The 22293-nt window shown below is 71.9% G+C and carries 20 protein-coding genes; 12 read left to right on the top strand and 8 right to left on the bottom strand.

What is annotated here, in order from left to right; all coding sequences use genetic code 11:
- The first annotated feature begins 310 nt into the window (after positions 1–310).
- The 9 genes from ACNJ93_RS03595 (at position 311) to ACNJ93_RS03555 (ending at position 12247) form a co-directional block, all read left to right on the top strand.
- Entirely contained in the window at positions 311–2671 is a 2361-nt protein-coding gene (locus ACNJ93_RS03595) for a glycogen debranching protein (RefSeq protein WP_418955854.1), read from the top strand.
- Between the two features lie 242 nt (positions 2672–2913).
- Positions 2914–5853 carry a carbohydrate binding domain-containing protein gene (locus ACNJ93_RS03590; protein WP_418961298.1) on the top strand — a complete coding sequence of 980 codons (2940 nt, stop codon included), beginning with the start codon at positions 2914–2916 and terminating at the stop codon, positions 5851–5853.
- A gap of 283 nt (positions 5854–6136) precedes the next feature.
- Positions 6137–6979, top strand: a complete 843-nt coding sequence (locus tag ACNJ93_RS03585) for a HipA family kinase (RefSeq protein WP_418955853.1) — start codon at positions 6137–6139, stop codon at positions 6977–6979.
- Positions 6976–7359, top strand: a complete 384-nt coding sequence (locus tag ACNJ93_RS03580) for a DUF3037 domain-containing protein (RefSeq protein WP_418955852.1) — start codon at positions 6976–6978, stop codon at positions 7357–7359. The genes ACNJ93_RS03585 and ACNJ93_RS03580 overlap by 4 nt, the downstream gene beginning before the upstream one ends.
- A gap of 181 nt (positions 7360–7540) precedes the next feature.
- The gene (gene fabG, locus ACNJ93_RS03575; protein WP_418955851.1) at positions 7541–8296 is read left to right on the top strand and encodes a 3-oxoacyl-ACP reductase FabG; all 756 of its coding nucleotides are present in this window, start codon (positions 7541–7543) and stop codon (positions 8294–8296) included.
- Between the two features lie 34 nt (positions 8297–8330).
- Positions 8331–9098 carry an SDR family oxidoreductase gene (locus tag ACNJ93_RS03570; RefSeq protein WP_418955850.1) on the top strand — a complete coding sequence of 256 codons (768 nt, stop codon included), beginning with the start codon at positions 8331–8333 and terminating at the stop codon, positions 9096–9098.
- 173 nt (positions 9099–9271) lie between these two features.
- Entirely contained in the window at positions 9272–10849 is a 1578-nt protein-coding gene (locus tag ACNJ93_RS03565) for an ABC transporter substrate-binding protein (RefSeq protein WP_418955849.1), read from the top strand.
- A gap of 129 nt (positions 10850–10978) precedes the next feature.
- The gene (ung, locus tag ACNJ93_RS03560; RefSeq protein ID WP_418961297.1) at positions 10979–11647 is read left to right on the top strand and encodes a uracil-DNA glycosylase; all 669 of its coding nucleotides are present in this window, start codon (positions 10979–10981) and stop codon (positions 11645–11647) included.
- Positions 11648–11806: 159 nt separating this feature from the next.
- Positions 11807–12247 carry a hypothetical protein gene (locus ACNJ93_RS03555; RefSeq protein ID WP_418955848.1) on the top strand — a complete coding sequence of 147 codons (441 nt, stop codon included), beginning with the start codon at positions 11807–11809 and terminating at the stop codon, positions 12245–12247.
- A 13-nt stretch (positions 12248–12260) separates the two neighbouring features.
- Here the strand turns inward: ACNJ93_RS03555 and ACNJ93_RS03550 are convergent, their stop codons facing one another.
- The 3 genes from ACNJ93_RS03550 to ACNJ93_RS03540 form a co-directional block, all read right to left on the bottom strand.
- Complete coding sequence (locus ACNJ93_RS03550) at positions 12261–12770, bottom strand: hypothetical protein (RefSeq protein WP_418955847.1); 510 nt, start codon at positions 12768–12770, stop codon at positions 12261–12263.
- A 111-nt stretch (positions 12771–12881) separates the two neighbouring features.
- Positions 12882–13391, bottom strand: coding sequence for a DinB family protein (locus ACNJ93_RS03545; protein ID WP_418955846.1), 510 nt, complete (start codon positions 13389–13391; stop codon positions 12882–12884).
- 41 nt (positions 13392–13432) lie between these two features.
- Positions 13433–14041 carry a TetR/AcrR family transcriptional regulator gene (locus ACNJ93_RS03540; RefSeq protein ID WP_418955845.1) on the bottom strand — a complete coding sequence of 203 codons (609 nt, stop codon included), beginning with the start codon at positions 14039–14041 and terminating at the stop codon, positions 13433–13435.
- A gap of 91 nt (positions 14042–14132) precedes the next feature.
- Between ACNJ93_RS03540 and ACNJ93_RS03535 the strand changes: the two genes are divergently transcribed.
- Both ACNJ93_RS03535 and ACNJ93_RS03530 read left to right on the top strand, forming a co-directional pair.
- A complete protein-coding gene (locus tag ACNJ93_RS03535; protein WP_418955844.1) occupies positions 14133–15377 on the top strand; it encodes an FAD-dependent monooxygenase in 1245 nt (414 codons plus the stop codon).
- Positions 15374–16279 carry a Gfo/Idh/MocA family protein gene (locus ACNJ93_RS03530; protein ID WP_418955843.1) on the top strand — a complete coding sequence of 302 codons (906 nt, stop codon included), beginning with the start codon at positions 15374–15376 and terminating at the stop codon, positions 16277–16279. The genes ACNJ93_RS03535 and ACNJ93_RS03530 overlap by 4 nt, the downstream gene beginning before the upstream one ends.
- Here the strand turns inward: ACNJ93_RS03530 and lnt are convergent.
- From lnt to ACNJ93_RS03510, 4 genes are all read right to left on the bottom strand, one after another.
- The gene (lnt, locus tag ACNJ93_RS03525) at positions 16224–17822 is read right to left on the bottom strand and encodes an apolipoprotein N-acyltransferase (protein WP_418955842.1); all 1599 of its coding nucleotides are present in this window, start codon (positions 17820–17822) and stop codon (positions 16224–16226) included. The two genes, ACNJ93_RS03530 and lnt, sit on opposite strands and share 56 nt — an antisense overlap.
- A 168-nt stretch (positions 17823–17990) precedes the next feature.
- A complete protein-coding gene (locus ACNJ93_RS03520; RefSeq protein ID WP_418955841.1) occupies positions 17991–18437 on the bottom strand; it encodes a nuclear transport factor 2 family protein in 447 nt (148 codons plus the stop codon).
- 98 nt (positions 18438–18535) lie between these two features.
- Positions 18536–19408 carry an undecaprenyl-diphosphate phosphatase gene (locus ACNJ93_RS03515; RefSeq protein WP_418955840.1) on the bottom strand — a complete coding sequence of 291 codons (873 nt, stop codon included), beginning with the start codon at positions 19406–19408 and terminating at the stop codon, positions 18536–18538.
- A 112-nt stretch (positions 19409–19520) separates the two neighbouring features.
- Positions 19521–19979 carry a winged helix-turn-helix transcriptional regulator gene (locus ACNJ93_RS03510; protein WP_418955839.1) on the bottom strand — a complete coding sequence of 153 codons (459 nt, stop codon included), beginning with the start codon at positions 19977–19979 and terminating at the stop codon, positions 19521–19523.
- A gap of 124 nt (positions 19980–20103) precedes the next feature.
- On the opposite strand from ACNJ93_RS03510, the gene ACNJ93_RS03505 reads away from it, so the two are divergent.
- Positions 20104–21273, top strand: a complete 1170-nt coding sequence (locus ACNJ93_RS03505; protein WP_418955838.1) for a thiolase family protein — start codon at positions 20104–20106, stop codon at positions 21271–21273.
- Between the two features lie 6 nt (positions 21274–21279).
- Here ACNJ93_RS03505 and ACNJ93_RS03500 read toward each other — a convergent pair whose 3' ends face one another.
- Entirely contained in the window at positions 21280–22083 is an 804-nt protein-coding gene (locus ACNJ93_RS03500; protein WP_418955837.1) for a TVP38/TMEM64 family protein, read from the bottom strand.
- Positions 22084–22293 lie beyond the last annotated feature (210 nt).

The raw sequence follows: 22293 nt of genomic DNA, 5'->3' as shown, positions 1-22293 counted from the left end.
CTCTGCGTAGTGGGCGGACGGCGCCGAGTCAGACTCTGCGTTTGCCGCGCCCTGCCGTACGCCGACACGGGCCGCACCGCATGGCGGTCGCTCCCGGCCCAGACAAGGTCATCGAGGCCCACCCGGCGTCGAGCCGACGGCTCACGGCACAGGTCGCGTCGAGTGGACCTCAGATCCGGATGTCCAATGTCTTTACGGCCCCTGACGGCTGCACTAACTTGCCGAAAGATTCAGCAACATATTTCAGCCATCGGCGTTGGGACGGCGTCGAGGCTCTCCTCTGCCTGCCTTCCTGCCCCTGGGAGCCGCCATGTCCTCGATCACTCCTGTCCGCGCCAGGAGCAGGCGCCGCCTCGCTGCCCTTGCTGCCGCAGTCGTCCTGTCCGCCGCGCTCGCCGGTCCCGGCGCGCCCGACGCTCTCGTCGCCCCGGCCGCGGCAGCCACGGGCGGCCAACTGGGCGCACGCTATGACGCGACCGGCGCCAACATCGTGTTCCGCATCCACTCCTCGGCGGCCACCCGCATCGAGCTCGACCTCTATCGGACGGCGTCGGGCAGCCAGGAGGCCGCGGCCCTCACGCTCACCAAGGACTCCTCCACGAACGTCTGGTCAGCGACTGTGCCCGTGGCCACGATCCAGGGGCAGTACGGCATCACTGGGCCGGTCTACTACGGGTACCGGGCCTGGGGGCCGAACTGGCCCTACAACCCGGCGTGGACGAAGGGGTCGAGTGCCGGGTTCGTCTCGGACGTGGACGGCTCCGGCAACCGGTTCAACCCGAACAAGCTGCTGGCCGACCCCTACGCGCTGGAACTCACCCACGACCCGCTCACCCCGAACGGCCCTTCGAAGACCGTCTACGGCACCGGGCCGTCATACCGCTCGGTGGACAACGGCGCTGTGGCGCCCAAGGGCATCGTTCTGGCCGCCGAGTCGACGAGCACCGGGAGCAAGCCGACCCGTGCGCTGAAGGACGACGTCGTCTACGAGGTGCATGTGAGGGGGCTGACGAAGAACGACCCGTCCATACCCGCCGCGTACCGCGGAACGTACAGGGGTGCCGGGCTCAAGGCCGCCGACCTCGCCGCCCTCGGCGTGACCGCGGTGGAGTTCCTGCCCGTGCAGGAGACGCAGAACGACGCCAACGACGTCGACCCGACCGGTACCGCAGGCGACAACTACTGGGGCTACGAGACGCTGAACTTCTTTGCCCCGGACCGTCGTTACGCCGCCGACAAGAGCGCCGGCGGGCCGACCCGCGAGTTCCAGGGGATGGTGAAGGCGTTCCACGACGCCGGGATCAAGGTCTTCACGGACGTGGTCTACAACCACGCGGCCGAGGGCGGGCCGTGGAACGCCGGCGACAAGAGCACCTACAGCCTGTACAGCATGCGCGGTCTGGACAACCCCACCTACTACTCGCTGACCAGCGACAGGCAGGCGTCCTGGGACAACACCGGGGTCAACGGCAACCTCAACACCTACAACCCCGTCACCCGGAACCTGATCACCGACTCCCTCGCGCACTGGAAGGACACCCTCGGCGTCGACGGCTTCCGCTTCGACCTCGCGCCCGTCCTCGGCAACACCTGCGAGCACGGCTGCTTTCAGTACAGCCGCACCGACCCGAACACGGCACTGAACCGGATCACCTCGCTCATGCCTCCCCGTCCGGCGGGAGGCGGGGCCGGCACCGACTGGATCGCCGAGCCCTGGGCCCTGGGCAGCGGCACGTACCAGGTCGGCAACTTCCCCGCCGGCTGGTCCGAATGGAACGACAAGTACCGCGACACCGTGCGCCGCGACCAGAACGCCATGGGTGCGGAGAACGTCACGCCCAGCGACCTGGCCACCCGCTTCGCCGGCTCCTCCGACCTCTACCAGTCCAGCGGCCGCGCGCCTTGGAACTCGGTCAACTTCGTGGTCGCGCATGACGGCTTCACGCTCGCCGACCTCTACCGCTGCAACACGAAGAACAACAGCCAGGCATGGCCGTACGGGCCGTCCGACGGCGGATCAGACCACAACCTGTCCTGGGACCAGGCGGGCAACGCCGCGGACCAGCGCAAGGCCGCCCGCAACGGCCTCGCCCTGCTCATGCTGTCGGCCGGTACGCCGATGATGACCGGCGGCGACGAGTACCTGCGCTCGGTCAACTGCAACAACAACCCCTACAACCTGGACTCCTCCGCCAACTGGCTCTCCGCCTCCTGGACCGCCGACCAGAGCACCTACCGGACCTACGCCCAGCGCCTGATCGCCTTCCGCAAGGCCCACCCCGCGCTACGCCCGGCGAACTTCTACAGCGCCGCCGACGGAAACGGCAACGGCCTGGGCCAGCTCGACTGGTTCACCCCCGCCGGCGGTGCGCCGGACGCCGCCTACTGGGGCGACGCGAACAACCACGCCCTCGCCTGGCGCTACGACGGCACCGAACTCGGCGACCCGAACAGCGCGCTCTACGTCGGCTACAACGGCTGGTCCGGAGCCGTCGACTTCACCCTCCCGTCGCCCGGGGCGGGCAAGAGCTGGTACCGCGTCACCGACACCTCCACCTGGGCCGAAGGCGCGAACCAGGTCGCCCAGCCGGGCAGCGAGGCGCTGATCGGCGGGGCCGGCAGCGTCTACCGGCTCCACGGCCGCGCCGCCCTCGTCCTCATCGCCAAGTAGCACTCCCCGGACCGGCCTCGCCGCTGCCCCCGGAACCGCTGGGCAGCGGCGGGCCTCGCGGTACGCCGCGCCGGAATCCCGGCCGGTGCACCGCCCCGCCCTGCACCGACCGAGCCGCGGTCCCCGACCGCGCCCTCACACCAGGAGCCGCCATCGTGAGCGCCCCACTCCACCGGTCCCCACTCCACCAACCCCCACCTGCGAGGCGCAGGAGGCCCCGGCCGCGGGCCGGCCTGGTTCTCCTGACCGCCCTGCTGGGCCTGCTCGCCACCCTGCTCCCGGCCTTCACCGCGCCCGGCGCTGCCGCCGCCGAGGGCAACACCGCCACCGTCTATTACTACACGCCGACCCGGAACTGGACCGCGTACAACCTCCACTGGGCACCCTCCGGAGGCGGCTGGACCACCGTCCCCGGCACCAGGATGACGGCGGCCTGCACCGACTGGGTCAAGCTGACCGTCGACCTGGGAACCGCCACCACCTGGCAGGCCACCTTCAACAACGGCAACGGCACCTGGGACAACAACAACGGCGCCAACTACCAGCTCGGCACCGGCGCGGTCACCGTCAAGGACGGTGTGATCGCCCACAGCGACCCATGCGGCGCGGCGCAGCCACCGGCGGGCAACGCGGCGACCGTCTGGTACTCCACCGCCACGGTCGGCTGGCCCACGGTCAATCTGCACTGGGCCCCGGCGGGCGGTAGCTGGACCACTGTCCCCGGAATCGGCATGGAACCGGCCTGTACCGGCTGGGTGAAGAAGACGGTCGACCTCGGCACGGCCACCACCTGGCAGGCCACCTTCAACAACGGCAACGGCACCTGGGACAACAACAACGGCGCCAACTACCAGCTCGGCACCGGGAACTCCAAGGTCAAGGACAGGGTCGTCACGGCGAACGCCACCGATCCGTGCGCGGCCGCGGAACCGGACACCACGGCACCCACCGTACCCACGGGTCTGAACGCGAGTGTCAGCGACACCTCCGTGGTGCTCAGCTGGAACGCGTCCACCGACGACGAGGGCGTCACCGGCTACCAGGTCACCCGCACGGGCGGCGGCGGGACGTCGGTGGCCGACACCTCCTCCACCGTCCTGTCCGTGACCGGTCTGGAGGCGCACACCGCGTACTGCTGGACCGTGAAGGCCCTGGACGCGGCCGGCAACCTGTCCACCGCGAGCGCACAGAAGTGCGCCACCACCGGCGACACCCCGCCGCCCGCCACCCCCGGCACGCCGCTCGGCGGCGACCCGCGCAAGGACCCGATCTACTTTGTCCTCACCGCCCGTTTCAACGACGGCGACAGCTCCAACAACCGGGGCGGCAGCCAGCACGTGAAGTCCGGCAACGCGGCGAACGGCGATCCCATGTTCCGCGGCGACTTCAAGGGCCTGGTGCAGAAGCTGGACTACATCAAGGGGCTCGGCTTCTCCGCCGTGTGGATCACCCCGGTCGTCCTCAACCGCTCGGACTACGACTACCACGGCTACCACGGCTACGACTTCTACAAGGTCGACCCGCGCCTGGAGTCCGCGGGAGCCTCGTACCAGGACCTCATCAACGCCGCCCACGCCAAGGGCATGAAGATCTACCAGGACGTCGTCTACAACCACTCCTCCCGCTGGGGCGCCAAGGGCCTGTTCACCCCGAAGGTGTACGGCGTCCGCGACAGCCAGTGGAGCTGGTACTACGACCAGCCCAACTCCTCCTTCGAGTACGACGGCCTCACCGTCGAGCCCGTCTCCGGCAAGTCCTACTACAACGGCGATCTGTGGTCGACGGCCGAGCCCAGCGGCAACACCTGCCTGAACTGGGGCAAGCCGACTGGCGGCAAGAGCCCCGAGGGCTACACGATCTACAACTGTCAGTGGCCCAGCCCCACGTCGAAGATGTTTCCGTCGACGTACTACCACCAGTGCTGGCTCGGCAACTGGGAGGGTGAGGACTCGCGTTCCTGCTGGCTGCACGACGACCTCGCCGACTTCAACACCGAGAGCACCGCGGTCCAGAACTACCTGATCGGCGCCTACGACAAGTACATCGACATGGGCGTCGACGGCTTCCGCGTCGACACCGCCGTGCACATTCCACGCACGACCTGGAACCGGCGCTTCCTGCCCGCCATCCAGGACCGGGTCACGAGCAGGTTCGGCGCCCAGAAGGCGAAGGATTTCCTGGTCTTCGGCGAGGTCGGGGCCTTCGTCAACGACAAGTGGAACCGCGGCTCGGTCAACCACTCCGCACAGTTCTTCACCTGGAAGGAACGCAAGGAGTACGACGCCGACGACGCCAAGGCCGCCCTGGAGATGTACGACTACGAGCAGCAGCAGGGCACGGCGAACCAGCCCACCTCGAACAACGCCTTCCTCGTCGGCAACAGCTACCACACCCCGGACCGCAGCCGGTTCAGCGGTATGCACATCATCGACATGCGGATGCACATGAACTTCGGCTACGCGTCCAACGCCTTCAACAACGGCAAGGACTCCGACGACAGCGTCAACGACGCCACCTACAACGTCGTCTACGTCGACAGCCACGACTACGGACCCAACAAGTCCAAGGAGCGCTACACCGGCGGGACCGACGCCTGGGCCGAGAACATGTCCCTGATGTGGACCTTCCGGGGTATCCCCACCCTCTACTACGGATCGGAGATCGAGTTCCAGGCCGGCAAGGAGATCGACTGCGGGCCCACCTGCCCGCTGGCCACCACGGGCCGCGCCTACTACGGCGACAAACTCGCCGGCGAAGTCACGGCCGGCGACTTCTCGAAGGTCGCCAGCGCGAGCGGCACCGTCGCCACCACCCTCCAGCAGCCCCTCGTCAAGCACCTCCAGCGACTCAACCAGATCCGCCGGGCGATCCCCGCCCTCCAGATGGGCCAGTACTCCACCGAAGGCGTCAGCGGCGACATGGCCTTCAAGCGCCGCTACACCGACACGTCCAGGGGTGTCGACAGCTACGCCCTCGTCTCCGTCGGTAACGGCGCCACCTTCACCGGCGTCCTCAACGGCACCTACAAGGAGGCCGTCACCGGCCAGACCGTCACCGTCACCAACGGCACCCTCAACGCTCCAGCCTCCGGCAAGGGCAACCTGCGGGTCTACGTCCTCGACCTCGGCGGCTCCAACGCCGCACCGGGCAAGATAGGCATGGACGGACCGTACCTGAAGTGACCACCAGACCGGCGACGCGAGCAACGTCCGCGTCGCCGTAGCCTCGGCCCGGCCCTGCTCGGCGGCTCGGGCACTCTTCGCCGGCGATCACCCTCGGTTACTATGCTCACTTCATGCCGGAGGCCGGCGCCAAGGGGCGCGGCACCAGACGGGCTGCCTGGGGAGCAGGAGGACCGGCTCACCAGCTGGAACTCCCCAGCCCAGTTGATCGGCGATTCCGCCTCGACGCCCCGGCGAAGTCGTCCATAGACTCTAAGGTAAAAGAGATGGGTGGCCTGGGAAAGTGTTGAACGAGGTCGTAGCGACCCGCTATGTCACGCCCCTGCGTGAGGGCGGTTCGCTCCCCGGGATCGTCGAGGCCGACGACCTGGGCACGTACGTCATGAAGTTCACCGGCGCCGGGCAGGGGCGCAAGACCCTCGTCGCCGAGGTGATCTGCGGGCAGCTCGCCCGGCGGCTCGGGCTGCGGGTGCCCGAGCTGGTCACCATCCAGCTCGACCCCGTCATCGGGCTCTCCGAGCCCGACCAGGAGGTGCAGGAGCTGCTCAAGGCGAGCGGCGGGCTGAACCTGGGGATGGACTTCCTGCCCGGTTCGCTGGGCTTCGACCCGCTGGCGTACGAGGTGGACCCGCGGGAGGCCGGGCGGATCGTCTGGTTCGACGCGGTCATCAACAACGTCGACCGGTCCTGGCGCAATCCGAACATGCTCGTCTGGCACGGCGACCTGTGGCTGATCGACCACGGGGCCACCATGATCTGGCACCACAACTGGCCGGGCGCCCAGGCCTCCGCGGCCAAGCCGTACGACGCCTCCGACCACGCGCTCGCCCCGTTCTCGCCGGACGTCGCGGCCGCGGCCGCCGAGCTGGCCCCGCGGGTCACCGAGGAACTGCTGACCGAGGTGGCCGCGGACGTGCCCGACGAGTGGCTGGTCGACGAGCCCGGCTTCGACAGCCCGGACGCGCTGCGCCGCGCGTACGTCGAGGCGCTGCTGCCGCGCGCCGCCAGCATCCACGAACGGATCACCCTCGGGCCGCGCACCGAGCGCCGCCCGCAGCAGCCCCCCGGCTGGCTCGCCGCCCGCCTCGCCCCCCGGCACGCCCAGGAGAAGGACAGCACCACGTGACCGACCGCGACGTCTTCGAGTACGCGCTGCTGCGCGTGGTGCCCCGCGTCGAGCGCGGCGAGTGTTTCAACGCCGGCGTGGTCGTCTACTGCCGCGCCCGGTCCTTCGTGGCCGCCCGCACCCACCTGGACGAGGCCAGGCTGGCCGCGCTCGACCCGGGCGCGGACGTGGTCGGCGTCCGGGCGGCGCTGCACGCCGTGGAGGGCGTCTGCCTCGGCGGCGAGGACGCGGGACAGGCCGCGGGGGACGACGCCGGGCGGCGGTTCCGGTGGCTGATCGCGCCGCGTTCCACGGTCGTCCAGCCCGGGCCGGTGCACACGGGACTGACCACCGATCCGGAGGCCGAGGTCGAAAGACTGCTCGATCTGCTGGTGCGCTGATCGTGACGGCCGTCGCGGGGGTCGGCGCGACGGCGTGAGCGGGTGCACCCGGTGGGCCGTTGACACCGGGTGCCAGGACTTCTAGCGTCTCGTCTGCGGAAGGTACTAAGCGGTTGCTCACCCGTCGGGCGGGCCGCCGGTTCCGCCAACCAGGGATGATCCAAGGGCGAGGAGAACCAGCATGACCGAGCAGCGCGTAGCCGTCGTCACCGGTGCGGCGCGGGGGATCGGAGCGGCCACCGCCGTCCGGCTGGCCGCGGAGGGCCGGGCCGTCGCCGTGCTCGACCTCGACGAGGCGGCCTGCAAGGACACCGTCGAGAAGATCACCGCCGCCGGCGGCCGCGCCATCGCCGTGGGCTGCGACGTCTCCGACAGCGCGCAGGTCGAGGCCGCCGTGGCCCGGGTCGCCGAGGAGCTCGGCGCGCCGACCATCCTGGTCAACAACGCGGGCGTGCTGCGCGACAACCTGCTCTTCAAGATGAGCGAGTCCGACTGGGACCTCGTCATGAACGTCCACCTCAAGGGCGCGTTCCTGATGGCCAAGGCCTGCCAGAAGCACATGGTCGACGCCGGTTTCGGCCGGATCGTGTCGCTCTCGTCGTCCTCCGCCCTCGGCAACCGGGGCCAGGCGAACTACTCCGCCGTCAAGGCCGGTCTGCAGGGCTTCACCAAGACCCTCGCCAAGGAGCTCGGCAAGTTCGGCATCACCGCCAACGCCGTCGCCCCCGGCTTCATCGTCACCGAGATGACCGCGCAGACCGCGGCCCGCGTCGGCATGGGCTTCGAGGAGTTCCAGGCCGCGGCCGCCACCCAGATCCCCGTCCAGCGCGTCGGCCGTCCCGAGGACGTCGCCAACGCCATCGCGTTCTTCACGGGCGACGACGCCGGCTTCGTCTCCGGCCAGGTCATGTACGTGGCCGGCGGCCCGCTCAACTGACGCGGAACAGGACGACAGGAACAGGGGCAGGATCATGACCGCACAGGAACTTCCGCCGCTCTCCGGAAAGGTCGCCCTGGTCACCGGCGCGAGCCGGGGCATCGGGTACGGCATCGCGGAAGCGCTCGTCGCCCGCGGCGACCGGGTCTGCATCACCGGGCGCGGCGAGGAGGCGCTCAAGGAGGCCGTCGAGAGGCTCGGCGCGGACCGGGTGCTCGCGGTGGCCGGAAAGGCGCACGACGAGGCCCACCAGGCCGCGGCCGTCGAGGCGACGATGGCGGCCTTCGGCCGGGTCGACTTCCTGATCAACAACGCCGGCACGAACCCCGTCTTCGGACCGATCGCCGAGCTGGACCTGAACGTGGCCCGCAAGGTCTTCGAGACGAACGTCGTCTCGGCCCTCGGCTTCGCCCAGCAGACCTGGCGGGCGTGGCAGAAGGAGAACGGCGGCGCGATCGTGAACATCGCGTCGATCGCCGGCGTCTCCGCCTCGCCGTTCGTCGGCGCGTACGGCATGAGCAAGGCCGCCATGGTCAACCTGACCCTCCAGCTGGCGCACGAGTTCGCCCCGCGGGTCCGGGTCAACGCGATCGCGCCGGCCGTGGTCAAGACCAAGTTCGCCAGCGCCCTCTACGAGGGCCGGGAGGCGGAGGTCGTCAGCCGTTATCCGCTGGGCCGGCTCGGCGCTCCCGAGGACATCGGCGGGACGGCCGCATTTCTCACCTCCGAGCAGTCGGACTGGATTACCGGCCAGACCCTCGTCATGGACGGCGGTCTGTTCCTCAACGCGGGAGTGGCGTGACGCCCGGCGCCTGACGGCGTGACCTTTGCGTGACCGAATTCGGGGCCGCCGCGTGACCGGATTGTTCCCGATTACGCGCCGAATGCCTCAAGTGCCCCGCCAGGGCTCCACATTGACCTGGTGGGGCACTGCGGTATCGTCGGCCGACCCATGGCTGAACGAGGAGTGTGCACGTGTTCAACCGGACCAGTCTGCAGATCACTGCAGCCCTTGCGTCCATATCCCTGGTGAGCGGCTGCAGTCTGTTCGAGGACGAGGCGGCCGAGGGGGAGAAGAAGCTGGTCGTGGGCACCACGAGTTCCCCGACCACCTTGGACCCGGCCGCCGCGTGGGACAACTCGTGGGAGCTGTACCGGAACGTCTTCCAGACCCTGGTGGCCTTTCCGACGGGCAGCACCAGCCCGCAGCCCGATGCGGCCGACTGCAAATTCACGGACGCGGCGAGTCGTGTCTTCGAGTGCACGGTTCGTGACGGTCTGAAGTTCTCCAATGGGCATGCACTCGACGCGGAGGCCGTGCGGCACTCCATCGAGAGAATCCGGAAGATCAACCACAAGGGTGGTCCGAATGGAATGCTCGGATCGCTCGACAAGATCGAAACCGTCGGCAAGAACACCGTGGTGTTCAAGCTGAAGCAGTCGGACGCGACCTTCCCGTTCGTTCTCGCCACTCCCGCCATGTCGCTGGTCGACCCCGCCGAATACCCGATGGATCAGCTCCGCAAGGACGACAAGCTGACCGGTTCGGGCCCGTACGTCCTCGAGTCGTACGAGGCGAAGAAGGAGGCGGTCCTGGTCAAGAACCCCACCTACAAGGGGTTCGCCGACCGCAAGAACGGCGGCGTGACCATCAAGTACTTCGAGGAGTCGGAGCCGATGGTCACGGCCCTCAAGAAGAAGGAGATCGACGCGATCTACCGCGGTCTGACCGCGGAGGAGGTCATCGACCTCCAGGAGAAGACCAAGGAGAACGAGCACCTCCAGCTCGTCGAGTCCACCGGCGCGGACATCCGCTACCTCGTCTTCAACTCCGCCGACCCGGTCGCCCGCAAGACCGCCGTCCGCAAGGCCGTCGCCCAGCTGCTCGACCGCGACGAGCTGGTCGCCAAGGTCTACCAGGGCACCGCCGAGCCGCTGTACTCGATGGTCCCCAAGGGCATCGCGGGCCACACCACCAAGTTCTTCGACCGCTACGGCGACCCGGACGTCGGCAAGGCTCGCAAGTTCCTGCGCCAGGCCGGCATCGACAAGCCCGTCGAGCTGACCTTCTGGTACGCCACCGACCGGTACGGCTCGGCCACCGCCGCCGAGTTCGCGGAGATCAAGCGGCAGCTGGACGAGTCCGGGCTGTTCAAGATCACCGTCAAGGGCAAGCCGTGGAGCGAGTTCCAGGCGGGCTACCAGAACGGCGAGTACCAGGTCTTCGGCCGAGGCTGGTTCCCCGACTTCCCGGACCCGGACAACTTCGTCGCCCCGTTCGTGGGCAAGGAGAACGTGCTCCGCACCCCCTACGAGGCCCCGCAGATCACCGAGACGCTGCTGCCGCAGTCCCGCAAGCAGAGCGACCGCAGCGCGGTGACGAAGGAGTTCGAGCGCGCCCAGGAGATCATGGTGGACGACGTGCAGCTGCTGCCGGTGTGGCAGGGCAGGCTGTACGTGGCGGCCAACGAGGACGTCTCCGGCGGCGAGAGCGCCCTCGACCCGCAGACGGTCATGCAGATGTGGGAGCTGGGCAAGAAGGCCAGCTGGTAGGCCCCACGGGCGGCGGCGCGGGCATCCTGGGAGGTGAGGAGCCCGCGGCGGGCGTTGTCAGTGGCCCCCGGTAGGTTCTGTTCCAGAAGTGATCGCCTACCGGAGGTTGTTGACGTGACCGACACCGACATGCTGCCCGAGTCCTGGCGCGGCGTCCTCGGCGAGGAACTGCAGAAGCCGTACTTCAAGCAGCTCACCGAGTTCGTCGAGGAGGAGCGGGCCAAGGGGCCGGTCTACCCGCCGCGCGAGGAGGTCTTCGCCGCCCTCGCCGCCACCCCGTACGACAAGGTCAAGGTCCTGGTCCTCGGCCAGGACCCGTACCACGGCGAGGGCCAGGGCCACGGCCTGTGCTTCTCCGTGCGGCCCGGCGTCAGGACCCCGCCCTCCCTGCGCAACATCTACAAGGAGATGCACGAGGAGCTCGGCCACCCGATCCCGGACAACGGCTACCTGATGCCGTGGGCCGAGCAGGGCGTGCTGCTGCTGAACGCGGTCCTCACGGTCCGCGCCGGCGAGGCGAACTCGCACAAGAACCAGGGCTGGGAGAAGTTCACCGACGCGGTGATCACGGCTGTGGCCTCGCGTCCCGACCCGGCGGTCTTCGTGCTGTGGGGCGCGTACGCGCAGAAGAAGCTGCCGCTCATCGACCAGGAGCGGCACGCCGTCGTCAAGGGCGCGCACCCCTCGCCGCTGTCCGCGAAGAAGTTCTTCGGCTCCCGGCCCTTCACCCAGATCGACAAGGCGATCGCGGCCCAGGGCCACGAGCCCATCGACTGGCGCATCCCGAACCTGGGCTGACCCGGGCCGCGACACAGGCGCGGGCCCGCGCCCGCGCCTGACCTTCTTCGCGCGCGGCGGGGGCTAGGGTCTGTCTCCCGGAGCGGCCCGGCCCGGGGCCGACGGACCGTACTCAAGGAGGCCGCAGTGGGCGGACAGCAGCCCTCGGACGATCCCGTCATGACCCGGATCGGGCAGGCGATGATGCTGCTCCACGGCGGCGACCGGGAGGAGGCCCGCAACCGCTTCGGGACGCTGTGGGAGGAGATCGGGGCCGAGGGCGACCCGCTGCACCGCTGCACCCTCGCGCACTACATGGCCGACGCCCAGGACGAGCCCGACGACGAGCTCGCCTGGGACCTGCGGGCGCTGACCGCGGCGGAGGAGCTGAGCGAGGAGCGGGTCGCCCGGCACGACTCGGCGGTCGCGCTGCGTTCCCTGTACCCCTCGCTCCATCTCAACCTGGCGGCGGACTACGTGAAGCTGCGCCGCCCCGACGCCGCCCGCGAGCACCTCGCCCGCGCCCGCGCCGCCTCCGAGGCGCTGGACGACGACGGGTACGGGAACGGCGTCCGGGCGGCGATCGGCCGGCTGGAGAGCACGCTCGCCGCGGGGGCCTGAGCCCGGCGCGGCGTCAGCCTCTGCCGCCCCCGTACGTGTCGCGGCAGATGCGCGACTGGTCGCTGCCGCGGCCCCAGCCGCCGTACTTCTCGCCGAGGTCGCAGACCTCCTTGGGGGAGCGCGGCGGAGTCACCGGCAGCTTCGGCAGCACGGGCGGCAGGACGACCGTCGGGCGGCCCGGCGCCCAGCCGGGCGTGCGCTGCTTCTTCTTGCGCGCCCGTTCGGCCTCGCGCTGCTTCGGGCCGTCGTGGGCCCGCTCGGGCGCCTTCGGCCGGGGCGGCGCCTCGGCACGCTCCGGCGCCGGAGGGACGGCGGCCTCCAGCGCCTCGCGCGCCGGCGCCTCGACGACGACCTGCGGCTCCGTCTGCCGGGCCGGATGCTCGGCGGCCCCGGCGGGAACCGGGACGTGAGGCGCGGGGGGCGGCGGTTCCACGGACACGCAGCCGGTGATCGCCGCGACCGTCACGCCCACCACGCCGGCCATGCCGGCCAGGACCTTGGTTGTGGTTCTCGTTCCATGCACCCGCGCAACCTTGCAGGTCGCGCGGGCTCTTCGCGCCCCTACCGGCCGGGAATGCCCCGCACGAGTGATCTTCGCGCCGCGAGGTTCCCGGCCGTACGCGCGGGCGGCCGGTCAGTCGCCCGTCGCGCCGTCCACGGCCTGGCGGATGAGGTCCGCGTGCCCGTTGTGCCGCGCGTACTCCTCGATCATGTGCACGTAGATCCAGCGCAGGTTGAACCGCTCGCCGGAGCGGTGCGCGCCGACGCCGATCTCGTCGAGCTTCCGGCCGGCCGCGAGCTCCCGGGCCCGGGCGATCTCCGCCTGCCAGGTCGCGTACGCCTCCTCGAAGGTGTCGTCGGGGCCCGGGTGGAAGTCCCGGTCCCGGTCCTCCTCGGTGTAGTAGATCGGGCCGGCGTCCTCGCCCGCGAGGACCCGCCGGAACCAGCCGCGCTCGACCTCCGCCATGTGCCGGACGAGGCCGAACAGGGTGAGGTCCGACGGGGACACGGAGGCGGTGCGCAGCTGGGCCTCGTCCAGGCCCTCGGTCTTCAGGGCCAGCGTGGCCCGGTGGAAGTCGAGCCAGGACTCGAGGCTCTCGCGCTCGCCGGCCAGGGTGGAGGGATCGATCCGTTCGATGGTCATGCCCGGCATCGTCGCGCCGCCCGGCGGCCCGCGCCAGGGAATTACCGGTCGGGGCCGCCGAGCATGCCGCGCAGCAGTTCGCCGAAGCCGGTGCGCAGTTCGTCGAGGCCGGGCACGGCCGCGTGGAACGAGCCCACCGCGCAGGAGAACATCAGCCCCTCGCACCAGGCGATCAGGGACAGCGCGTGCCGCCGGGGTTCGGGCGAGCCGGCCCGTTCCATCAGCGCGATCAGCGGTCCGTGGAAGGCCGCCCCGGCCGCGTCGAAGAAGCTGCGCAGCTCCGGGCGGCGGGTCGCCTCCAGGGCCAGTTCGTAGCGGGAGACCAGCAGCGGACGGTGGTCGCTGAGGTAGCGGTGCAGGGCGAGCGCGAGCGCGTCGGCGACGGCCTCGGGGCCGCCTTCGGGGTCAGGCATCTCGTCCGGGGCGAGCACCTGCGCCTCGTGGTGGGCCTGGCGGCGCACGGCGGTCTCCAGGAGCGCCTGCCGGGTGCGGGCGTGGTTGGAGGTCGAGCCCTGGGGGAGGCCGGCCCGTTCATCCACGGCGCGGTGGGTGAGCCCGCGCATGCCCCGCTCGGCGAGCAGGGCCAGGGCGGTGTCGCCGATCAGCTCGGCCCGCGAGGAAGGCGGCGCGGCGGAGGTGCGTGCGGTCATGGCCCCAACCTATCGAGCCCTCCGCTCCCCACGTGACTACATCTGTAGTACCGTCGAAGCGTCACTACACCTGTAGTTACGAGGAGGGGTCATGCGGCAGCATGCCGTCGTCATCGGAGGCGGGATCGGCGGGCTCACCGCCGCCGTCGCGCTCCACCAGCAGGGCCGGCGGGTCACCGTCCTGGAGCGGGCCGCGTCCCTCGCGCCCGTCGGGGCCGGCATCGGCCTCGCCCCCAACGCCCAGCGCGCCCTGGACGTCATCGGCCTCGGCGACCGCGTCCGCGAACTCGCCGCCTGGCAGGGCGACGGCGGCATGCGCACCCCGTCCGGCCGCTGGCTCTGCCGCACCGACGCCGCCGCGGCCGCCGAGCGCTTCGGCGGGCCGCTCGTCCTGCTCCACCGCGCCGTCCTCGTCGACCTGCTGCGCGCGGCCCTCCCCGACGACGCCGTGCGTACCGGCGTCACCGCCTCGGTCGCCGACCCCGGCGACGGCCGGCGCCCCGCCCGCGTCGCCCTCGGGGCCGACGGCCGGGAACTGGAGGCCGACCTCGTCGTCGCCGCCGACGGCATCCACTCCGGCGTCCGCCGCGGCCTGTTCCCCGACCACCCCGGCCCCGCGTACTCCGGGTACACCACCTGGCGCCTCGTCGTCCCCGCCCCCGGCCGGCCCTTCGCCCCGCACGAGACCTGGGGCCGGGGCGGCCTGTGGGGCACCCAGCCCCTCAAGGACGGCCGGATCTACGCGTACGCCATGGCCGCCGCCCCCGCCGGCGCCCGCGCGCCCGACGACGAACGGGCCGAACTGCTCCGGCGCTTCGGGGACTGGCACGACCCGATCCCCGAGGTCCTCGCCGGCGCCGCGCCCGAGGCCGTCCTGCGCCACGACGTGCACCACCTGATCACCCCGCTCCCCGCCTTCCACCGGGGCCGCGTGGCGCTCCTCGGCGACGCCGCCCACGCCATGCAGCCCACCCTCGGCCAGGGCGGCAACCAGGCCGTCGAGGACGCCGTCGTGCTCGCCCACCACGTGGCCGCCGGTCCGTCGCCGGACCGCGCCCTCGCCGCGTACACGGCCGACCGGCTGCCCCGGACCACCGCGCTGGTCCGCAAGGCCGACCGCACGGGGCGGCTCGCGATGCTGTCCTCCCGGCCCGCCGTCGCCGTCCGCGACGCGCTCGTCGCGGCCGTCTCCCGCCTCGGCCCCGGACTCGTCCTGCGCGGCTTCGAAGGCATCGCCGACTGGTCGCCGCCGACCGCCGCGTATGCTGCCGACAGGGAGGCGGGACCTGCGGAAACGGGGACCGCGGACGTTCGGCGACGGAGGAGTACCCCGTGAGGATCGGCTGCATCGGGCTCGGCGACATCGCCCAGAAGGCGTACCTGCCCGTGCTGGCCACCCTGCCGGGCACCGAGCTCCACCTCCAGACCCGCACTCCCGAGACCCTCCGCCGCGTCGGCGACACGTACCACGTGCCCGGCACCCAACGGCACGCCGACCTCGACGCGTTGCTCGCCGCCGGGCTCGACGCCGCGTTCGTCCACGCCCCCACCGACGCCCACCCGGCGATCGTGGCCCGCCTGCTCGACGCGGGCGTCCCGACGTACGTCGACAAACCGCTCGCGTACGAACTCGCCGACTCCCGCAGGCTCGTGGAGCTCGCCGAGAAGCGCGGCACCGGCCTCGCCGTCGGCTTCAACCGGCGGCTCGCCCCCGGCTACGCCCAGTGCCTCGACCACCCGCGCGAGCTGATCCTCATGCAGAAGAACCGGATCGGACTGCCCGAGGACCCGCGGACCTTCGTGCTCGACGACTTCATCCACGTGGTCGACACCCTGCGCTTCCTGCTGCCCGGCCCGGTCGAGCACACCGACGTACGGGCCCGGATGCGCGACGGCCTGCTGCACCACGTCGTGCTGCAGCTCTCCGGCGACGGCTTCACCGCCCTCGGCATCATGAACCGGCTCAGCGGCTCCACCGAGGAGATCCTGGAGGTGTCCGGTCAGGACACCAAGCGCCAGGTCCTCAACCTCGCCGAGGTCGTCGACCACAAGGGCCAGCCGAGCGTCCGGCGGCGCGGCGACTGGGTGCCGGTCGCCCGGCAGCGCGGCATCGAACAGGCCGTCCACCTCTTCCTGGACGACGTCCGCGCGGGCCGCACGCCCAGCGCCCGCGACGCCCTGCTCACCCACGAACTCTGCGAGGACGTGGTGCGCGCGTGCCTGGCGCAGAGCTCCTGACCGCCCGGACGCCCTCCACCCCGCACAGCAGCGCCAGCACCGCGAACGCCGCGTACACCGCCCAGTCGCCGGCCCGCACGTACCCCGTCGACGCCTCCGACAGCGGTACGGCGTACACGGCCGCGCCCTCCTCCCGGGTGCCCAGCGGCTCGCCCACGAGCGCGCCGTCCGGCCCGTACACCGCGGTCACGCCGGTCAGCGTCGCGTGCACCACCGGACGGCCGGACTCCGCCGCCCGCAGCGCCGCCAGCGAGGCGTGCTGCTCCGGGGCCCAGCTGCCCTGGAACGTCGAGGTCGCCGACTGCGCCACCACCAGCTGCGCGCCGTCCCGGACCAGGTTCCGGGTCATGTCCGGAAACGCGCTCTCGAAGCAGACCAGCGGCCCGATCCGCAGCCCGTCCCGGCCGGGCAGCGCCATCACGACCTGCGCCTCGCCGCGCCGCCGGTCCTCGCCGGCCGCCTTGCCCACCGAGGTCGCCCAGCCGAGCACCGAGCGGGCCGGCACGTACTCGCCGAACGGGACCAGGCGCATCTTGTCGTACCGGTCGCCGGTGGTCCCGTCGGGGCCGACCAGCACGCTGCTCTTGTAGATCCCCGGCTGGTCCGCGCGGCGCGCGTCGACGTTGACGAGGACCGGCGCCCCGACCGCCCGCGACACGGCGGCGATCCGGTCCGCGAGATCCGGGCGCTTCGTCAGGTCCCGGCCCACGCTGCTCTCGCCCCACACCACGAGGTCCACGTCCCGCCCCGCGAGGCCGCGGGTCAGCTCCTCGCCCTTGTCGAAGCGGCGGTCCACGCCGCCGGCGCCGTGGTGGATGCCCGGCTGCACGACGGCGACCCGCACCTCGCCCGCCGGACGCGGCGGTTCCCCCACCAGCCAGACCAGACCGGTGGTGAGCGCGCACACCAGCAGACCCACCAGTGCGGGAACCCGCAGGGCGGCCGCCGACACCAGCAGTGCGACGGCGGTGTTGACCGCCACCACCAGCACGGTCACCAGCCACACGCCGCCCACCGAGGCCAGCCGCAGCGCCGGGGCGACGTCCCACTGGCTCGCGCCGAGCAGCCCCCACGGGCCGCCCAGGCCCTCCCAGGACCGCACCAGTTCGACCATCAGCCAGCCCGAGGGCACCACCGCGACCGCGACGAGCGCCCGGACCGCCGACGGCCGGCCGCCCAGCATCGCCCGGACCAGCACGCCCCACGGCAGCCACAGCAGTCCGAGCAGCGCGGCCACCAGCAGGATGAACACGTGCAGGTGCGGCATCAGCCAGTGGTGCACGGCCAGCATGAAGCCGATCCCGCCCAGCCAGCCGTCAAGACCGGCCCGGCCCGCCGACCCGGCCGACCGGATCAGCAGCAGCCACGGCACCAGCGCCACGTACGCGAACCAGCTCAGCGACGGCTCCGGGAACGCCAGCGCGGGCAGCGCGCCGGCCGCCGCCGCGAGCAGCGCCCGCCACCAGGGCGACGCCAGGGCGGCGCGCGCGGCCCCGCCTCTCGGGGAACGGGCGTCCGTACGGGCCGCGACCGGGGTCTGCATGGACGGGACGCCTCCTCAGGCCGGCTGCCGGCTCCGACCGCCGCGCCGAGCGGCGGCCACGGACCGGCGGCTTCGACCGGCGGGGGAGCGGTGTCGCCTCCAGTGTGCGCGCCGGGCGCGAAGGGGGACAGAGGGCGCGACGGGGGTCGCGCACGCCGGCGCCCGGGTTCAGCCGGACGGCATCCGGCGCCACTTCTCGCGCACCACCACCGACCGCAGCCGCCAGCCGTCGTCCGTACGGGCCAGGCCGAAGGCGTACCGGCCGCCGCAGACGAAGTCCTGGCCGGACTCCAGCCGCATGGGGTTGAGGTAGTCGGCCCGGACGTCCGCGGTGTCGCCGGGGTATCCGCCGAGGTCCTGAAGCCGGATCAGCCGGTTGACCACGAGGTGCTGGCGCACCGGGAACAGGCGCATCGTCTCCGCCAGCCAGTCGGCGACCTCGGCCGCCGGGCCCTCGATGCCGCCCGCGTCGCGGTAGTCGGCGCGGCCGTCGGGGGCGAACAGCGCCCGGTAGGCCGACCAGTCGCCGTCGTCGACGGCGGCCGCGTACCCGGTGACCACCTCGTCGACGGCCATGCGGTCCAGCACGGTCGCGAGTTCCACGCGCAGCGTCATCGCCTCAGTGTCGGGCCGCGCGGCCCCGGGGCCAAGAGCCGTGCAGCGACGAGGGGCCCCGCTGTCGGCGGGGCCCCTCGGTGGCGTGCGGGCGGGCGTCAGCCCGCGGACTCCCCGGCGTGGGGGGAGAGGACGTCCGTGCCGACGAGGACGAACAGGACGATGCCGAGGATGATCCGGTAGACGACGAACGGCATGAACGACTTCGTGGTGATGAACTTCATGAACCAGGCGATGACCGCGTAGCCCACCACGAACGCGATGACCGTCGCGAAGATCGTGGGCCCCCAGGAGACGTGCCCCTCGCCGGCGTCCTTCAGCTCGAAGACGCCGGACGCCAGGACCGCGGGGATCGCGAGCAGGAACGAGTACCGGGCCGCCGCCTCGCGGGTGTAGCCCATCAGCAGACCGCCGGAGATCGTCGCGCCGGAGCGGGAGACGCCGGGGATCAGGGCCATGGCCTGGCAGAGGCCGAAGATGAGCCCGTCCTTCACGCTCAGCTCCTGGAGCGTCTTGCGCTCCCGGATGGCGCGGTGCCGGCCGCCGGCCTCGTCGCGGGCCGCGAGCCGGTCGGCGATGCCGAGCACGATGCCCATGACGATCAGCGTGGTGGCGATCAGCCGCAGGTCGCGGAACGGCCCCTCGATCTGGTCCTTCAGCGTGACGCCGAGGACGCCGATCGGGATCGAGCCGACGATGACCAGCCAGCCCATCTGCGCGTCGTGGTCACGGCGCATCGACTTGTCGGTCAGCGAGCGGAACCAGGCGGAGAGGATCCGCATGATGTCCTTGCGGAAGTAGATCAGGACCGCCGTCTCGGTGCCGATCTGCGTGATCGCGGTGAACGCGGCCCCGGGGTCCTGCCAGCCCGCGAAGGCGGCGGTGAGGCGCAGGTGCGCGCTCGAGGAGATGGGCAGGAACTCGGTCAGCCCCTGGACGAGCCCGAGGATGAATGATTCGAACCAACTCATGGGGCTAGGGCCGTCCCGAATGTGCGCGTGCGGTCATGGGCGAGACGGTCGGTGATCGACCGCCGGTCGCCCGCAGCGTACCGTCCCGGGGTGAACGCCTCGATGCCGGGCGTCAGTCCCCGGCCGGGCCCGTCCTGGTCCAGCCGGGCGCGTCGACGCGGTCGGTGACGCTCGCGCCGTCCGTGTCGCCGCCGCACTCCGCGCACACGACCTTGGGGGCCAGCGCGGCGCCGCAGCGGTGGGTGAGGACCACCGGCGGGTCCTCGTTGAGGTGCCGGTCGCCCCAGGCCATCAGGGCCAGCAGGACCGGCTGCAGGTCGGCGCCGGCCGCGGTCGCCCGGTACTCGAAGCGCTGCGGCCGCTCGCTGTACGGGACCTTCTCGAGGAGCCCGGCGTCGACGAGCCGGCGCAGCCGCGCGGTCAGGATGTCGCGCGGGGCGCCGGTGTTGCGGGCGATCCGGTCGAACCGGTGCACGCCGAGCAGGACTTCGCGCAGGACGAGCAGCGAGTACTTCTCGCCCACCAGGGCGAGCGTGTCGGCGATCGAACAGGGGCGGGGCGCGGCCTTCATGGGGTCCAGCCTAGGGCAGTCCGAGGAGTGGGTTTGAAAACTGGACTCACTGGTCTAGGGTGACCCCGAGGGTCGGTCCAGTTTTCCAACTCACATCGCTCGTCCCCCGTCAGGAGCTGTGATCATGCGAGACGCCGTCGTCGTCGAAGCCGTCCGTACGCCCATCGGGCGCGGCAAGGCCAACGGAGCCCTGGCCGCGACCCACCCCGTGGCGCTGCTCTCCCACACCCTGCGCGCCCTGATCGAACGCAGCGGCATCGACCCCGCCCTGGTCGACGACGTCATCGGCGGCACCGTCGACCAGGTCGGCGAGCAGGCCATGAACACCACCCGGTACGCCTGGCTGGGCGCCGGCCTCCCCGAGTCCGTGCCCGCCACCACCGTCGACCGGCAGTGCGGCTCCTCGCAGCAGGCCGTCCACTTCGCCGCGCAGGGCGTGCTCTCCGGCGCGTACGACGTCGTCGTGGCCTGCGGGGTGGAGTCGATGAGCCGCGTCCCCATGTGGTCCAACGTGCCGCCCGGCGCCGACCCGTTCGGCCCCGGAGTCGCCGCCCGCTACCCCGGGGGCCTGGTGCCGCAGGGCATCAGCGCCGAGCTCATCGCCGCGAAGTGGTCGATCGGACGGGAGGCGATGGACGCGTTCGCCGCCGCCTCGCACGCCAAGGCCGCGCGCGCCTGGGACGCCGGGCTCTTCGACGCCGAGGTCGCGCCGTACGGCGACCTCCGCCGCGACGAGTCCGTGCGGCCCGCCACCACGACGGAGATCCTCGCCGGACTGCGCCCCGCCTTCGAGGACCCGGCCTTCGCCGAACGCTTCCCGCAGATCGACTGGTCGGTCACGGCCGGAAACAGCAGCCCGGTCAACGACGGCGCCTCCGCCGTCCTGATCATGGCCGCCGAGACGGCCGAACGGCTCGGGCTCCGCCCGCTCGCCCGGCTGCACGGCTTCGCCGTCACCGGCTCCGACCCGCTCCTCATGCTGACCGGTGTCATCCCGGCCACCGAGAAGGTGCTGAAGCGCTCCGGCCTCGGACTCGACGACATCGACCTGTTCGAGATCAACGAGGCGTTCGCCAGCGTGGTCCTCGCCTGGCAGCAGGAGACCGGCGCGGACCCCGGCAAGGTCAACGTGCACGGCGGTGCGATCGCCCTCGGCCACCCGCTCGGCGCGAGCGGCACCCGCCTGACGACGACCCTGGTGCACGCCCTGCGGGCGCGCGGGGCCCGGTACGGCCTGCAGGCCATGTGCGAGGCGGGCGGGCTCGCGAACGCGATGATCGTCGAGGCGCTCTGACGCCCGTCAGACGGCGGAGGGGGCCCTCTCGTCCGCGCGGACGCCGTCGCCGTGGGACTCGGCGGCGGCGTCGGCAGTGGCGGTGTCGGCAGTGGCGGCGTCCGGGTCGGCGGGGCGCAGCCGGTGGCGCTTGCGCCAGGCGACCAGGGCCCCCGCGGCGCCCGTCACCACGATGAACCCCGTCGAGATCAGGAACGCCGGCGAGGTCGGCGACGTGGCCTCGCTGCCGACGATCACGTACGCGGCGGTGTTGGGCAGCGAGCCCAGCGCCGTCCCCAGCAGGAACGGCGCGTACCCCATCCGTGAGACGGCGGCGCAGTAGTTGGCGGCGGCGAACGGCACCCCGGGGAACAGGCGGATCGCCAGCGTCGACCGGAAACCGTGCCGGCTCAGCTGCCCGTCCGCCGCCTTCAGCCAGCGCCCGCGCAGCAGCGGCCGCAGCGCGTCCTGGCCCAGCAGCCGCCCGAGCGTGAAGGCGAGGCCCGCGCCGAGGACCGTCCCCGCCAGCGCCCCGACCACCCCGGCCTGCGAGCCGAACAGGGCGCCCGCCGCCAGGTTCAGCACCGGCCGCGGCACGAAGGCCGCCGTCAGCAGCCCGTACGCCAGGCCGAACAGCAGCACCGCGCCCGCGCCGGACATCTGCGGCGGCCAGCCCGCGGCCAGCAGCCGGTGCGGCTCGAAGAGCAGCACCAGGGACACCGCCCCGGCCAGCAGCGCGACGAGCAGCGACAGCCGCACCCACGGCGAACGCAGCGCCCGGGTGAGGCGGAGGAGGAAGGAGCCCGGCGGCCGGGAGACGGGGTCGAGCACGCGGGGAGAGTAACCGACGGGGGCGTGTGATCGCCGTCAGGTCCGTCACGCGGCGGAACCTGATCGCCCGGACGATGGCCGTCCGGCGGGAACCACGGGCACGCACGGCAGGCACGCGGCGGTGCCTCTTCATACGGCCGGCGGCCGTACGGTGGGGACCGCGCGCAGGCATGGCTGTCACGCGGCGGGGGACCCGAGCGCGCGGACGAC

The organism is Streptomyces tritici, assembly GCF_048500665.1.
Lineage (GTDB): Bacteria > Actinomycetota > Actinomycetes > Streptomycetales > Streptomycetaceae > Streptomyces > Streptomyces tritici.
The sequence above is the reverse complement of the archived record's forward strand: the minus strand, read 5'-3'. Positions and strand labels throughout refer to the sequence as shown.

Excerpts from the sequence above, each read along its gene's own strand:
- ACNJ93_RS03505 (WP_418955838.1), top strand. The coding sequence starts at position 20,104 with ATGCGAGACGCCGTCGTCGTCGAAGCCGTCCGTACGCCCATCGGGCGC.
- ACNJ93_RS03540 (WP_418955845.1), bottom strand. The coding sequence starts at position 14,041 with ATGACCGCACGCACCTCCGCCGCGCCGCCTTCCTCGCGGGCCGAGCTG.
- ACNJ93_RS03595 (WP_418955854.1), top strand. The coding sequence starts at position 311 with ATGTCCTCGATCACTCCTGTCCGCGCCAGGAGCAGGCGCCGCCTCGCT.
- ACNJ93_RS03510 (WP_418955839.1), bottom strand. The coding sequence starts at position 19,979 with ATGAAGGCCGCGCCCCGCCCCTGTTCGATCGCCGACACGCTCGCCCTG.
- ACNJ93_RS03570 (WP_418955850.1), top strand. The coding sequence starts at position 8,331 with ATGACCGCACAGGAACTTCCGCCGCTCTCCGGAAAGGTCGCCCTGGTC.
- ACNJ93_RS03555 (WP_418955848.1), top strand. The coding sequence starts at position 11,807 with ATGACCCGGATCGGGCAGGCGATGATGCTGCTCCACGGCGGCGACCGG.
- fabG (WP_418955851.1), top strand. The coding sequence starts at position 7,541 with ATGACCGAGCAGCGCGTAGCCGTCGTCACCGGTGCGGCGCGGGGGATC.
- ACNJ93_RS03535 (WP_418955844.1), top strand. The coding sequence starts at position 14,133 with ATGCGGCAGCATGCCGTCGTCATCGGAGGCGGGATCGGCGGGCTCACC.
- ACNJ93_RS03520 (WP_418955841.1), bottom strand. The coding sequence starts at position 18,437 with ATGACGCTGCGCGTGGAACTCGCGACCGTGCTGGACCGCATGGCCGTC.
- ACNJ93_RS03545 (WP_418955846.1), bottom strand. The coding sequence starts at position 13,391 with ATGACCATCGAACGGATCGATCCCTCCACCCTGGCCGGCGAGCGCGAG.
- ung (WP_418961297.1), top strand. The coding sequence starts at position 10,979 with ATGCTGCCCGAGTCCTGGCGCGGCGTCCTCGGCGAGGAACTGCAGAAG.
- lnt (WP_418955842.1), bottom strand. The coding sequence starts at position 17,822 with ATGCAGACCCCGGTCGCGGCCCGTACGGACGCCCGTTCCCCGAGAGGC.
- ACNJ93_RS03515 (WP_418955840.1), bottom strand. The coding sequence starts at position 19,408 with ATGAGTTGGTTCGAATCATTCATCCTCGGGCTCGTCCAGGGGCTGACC.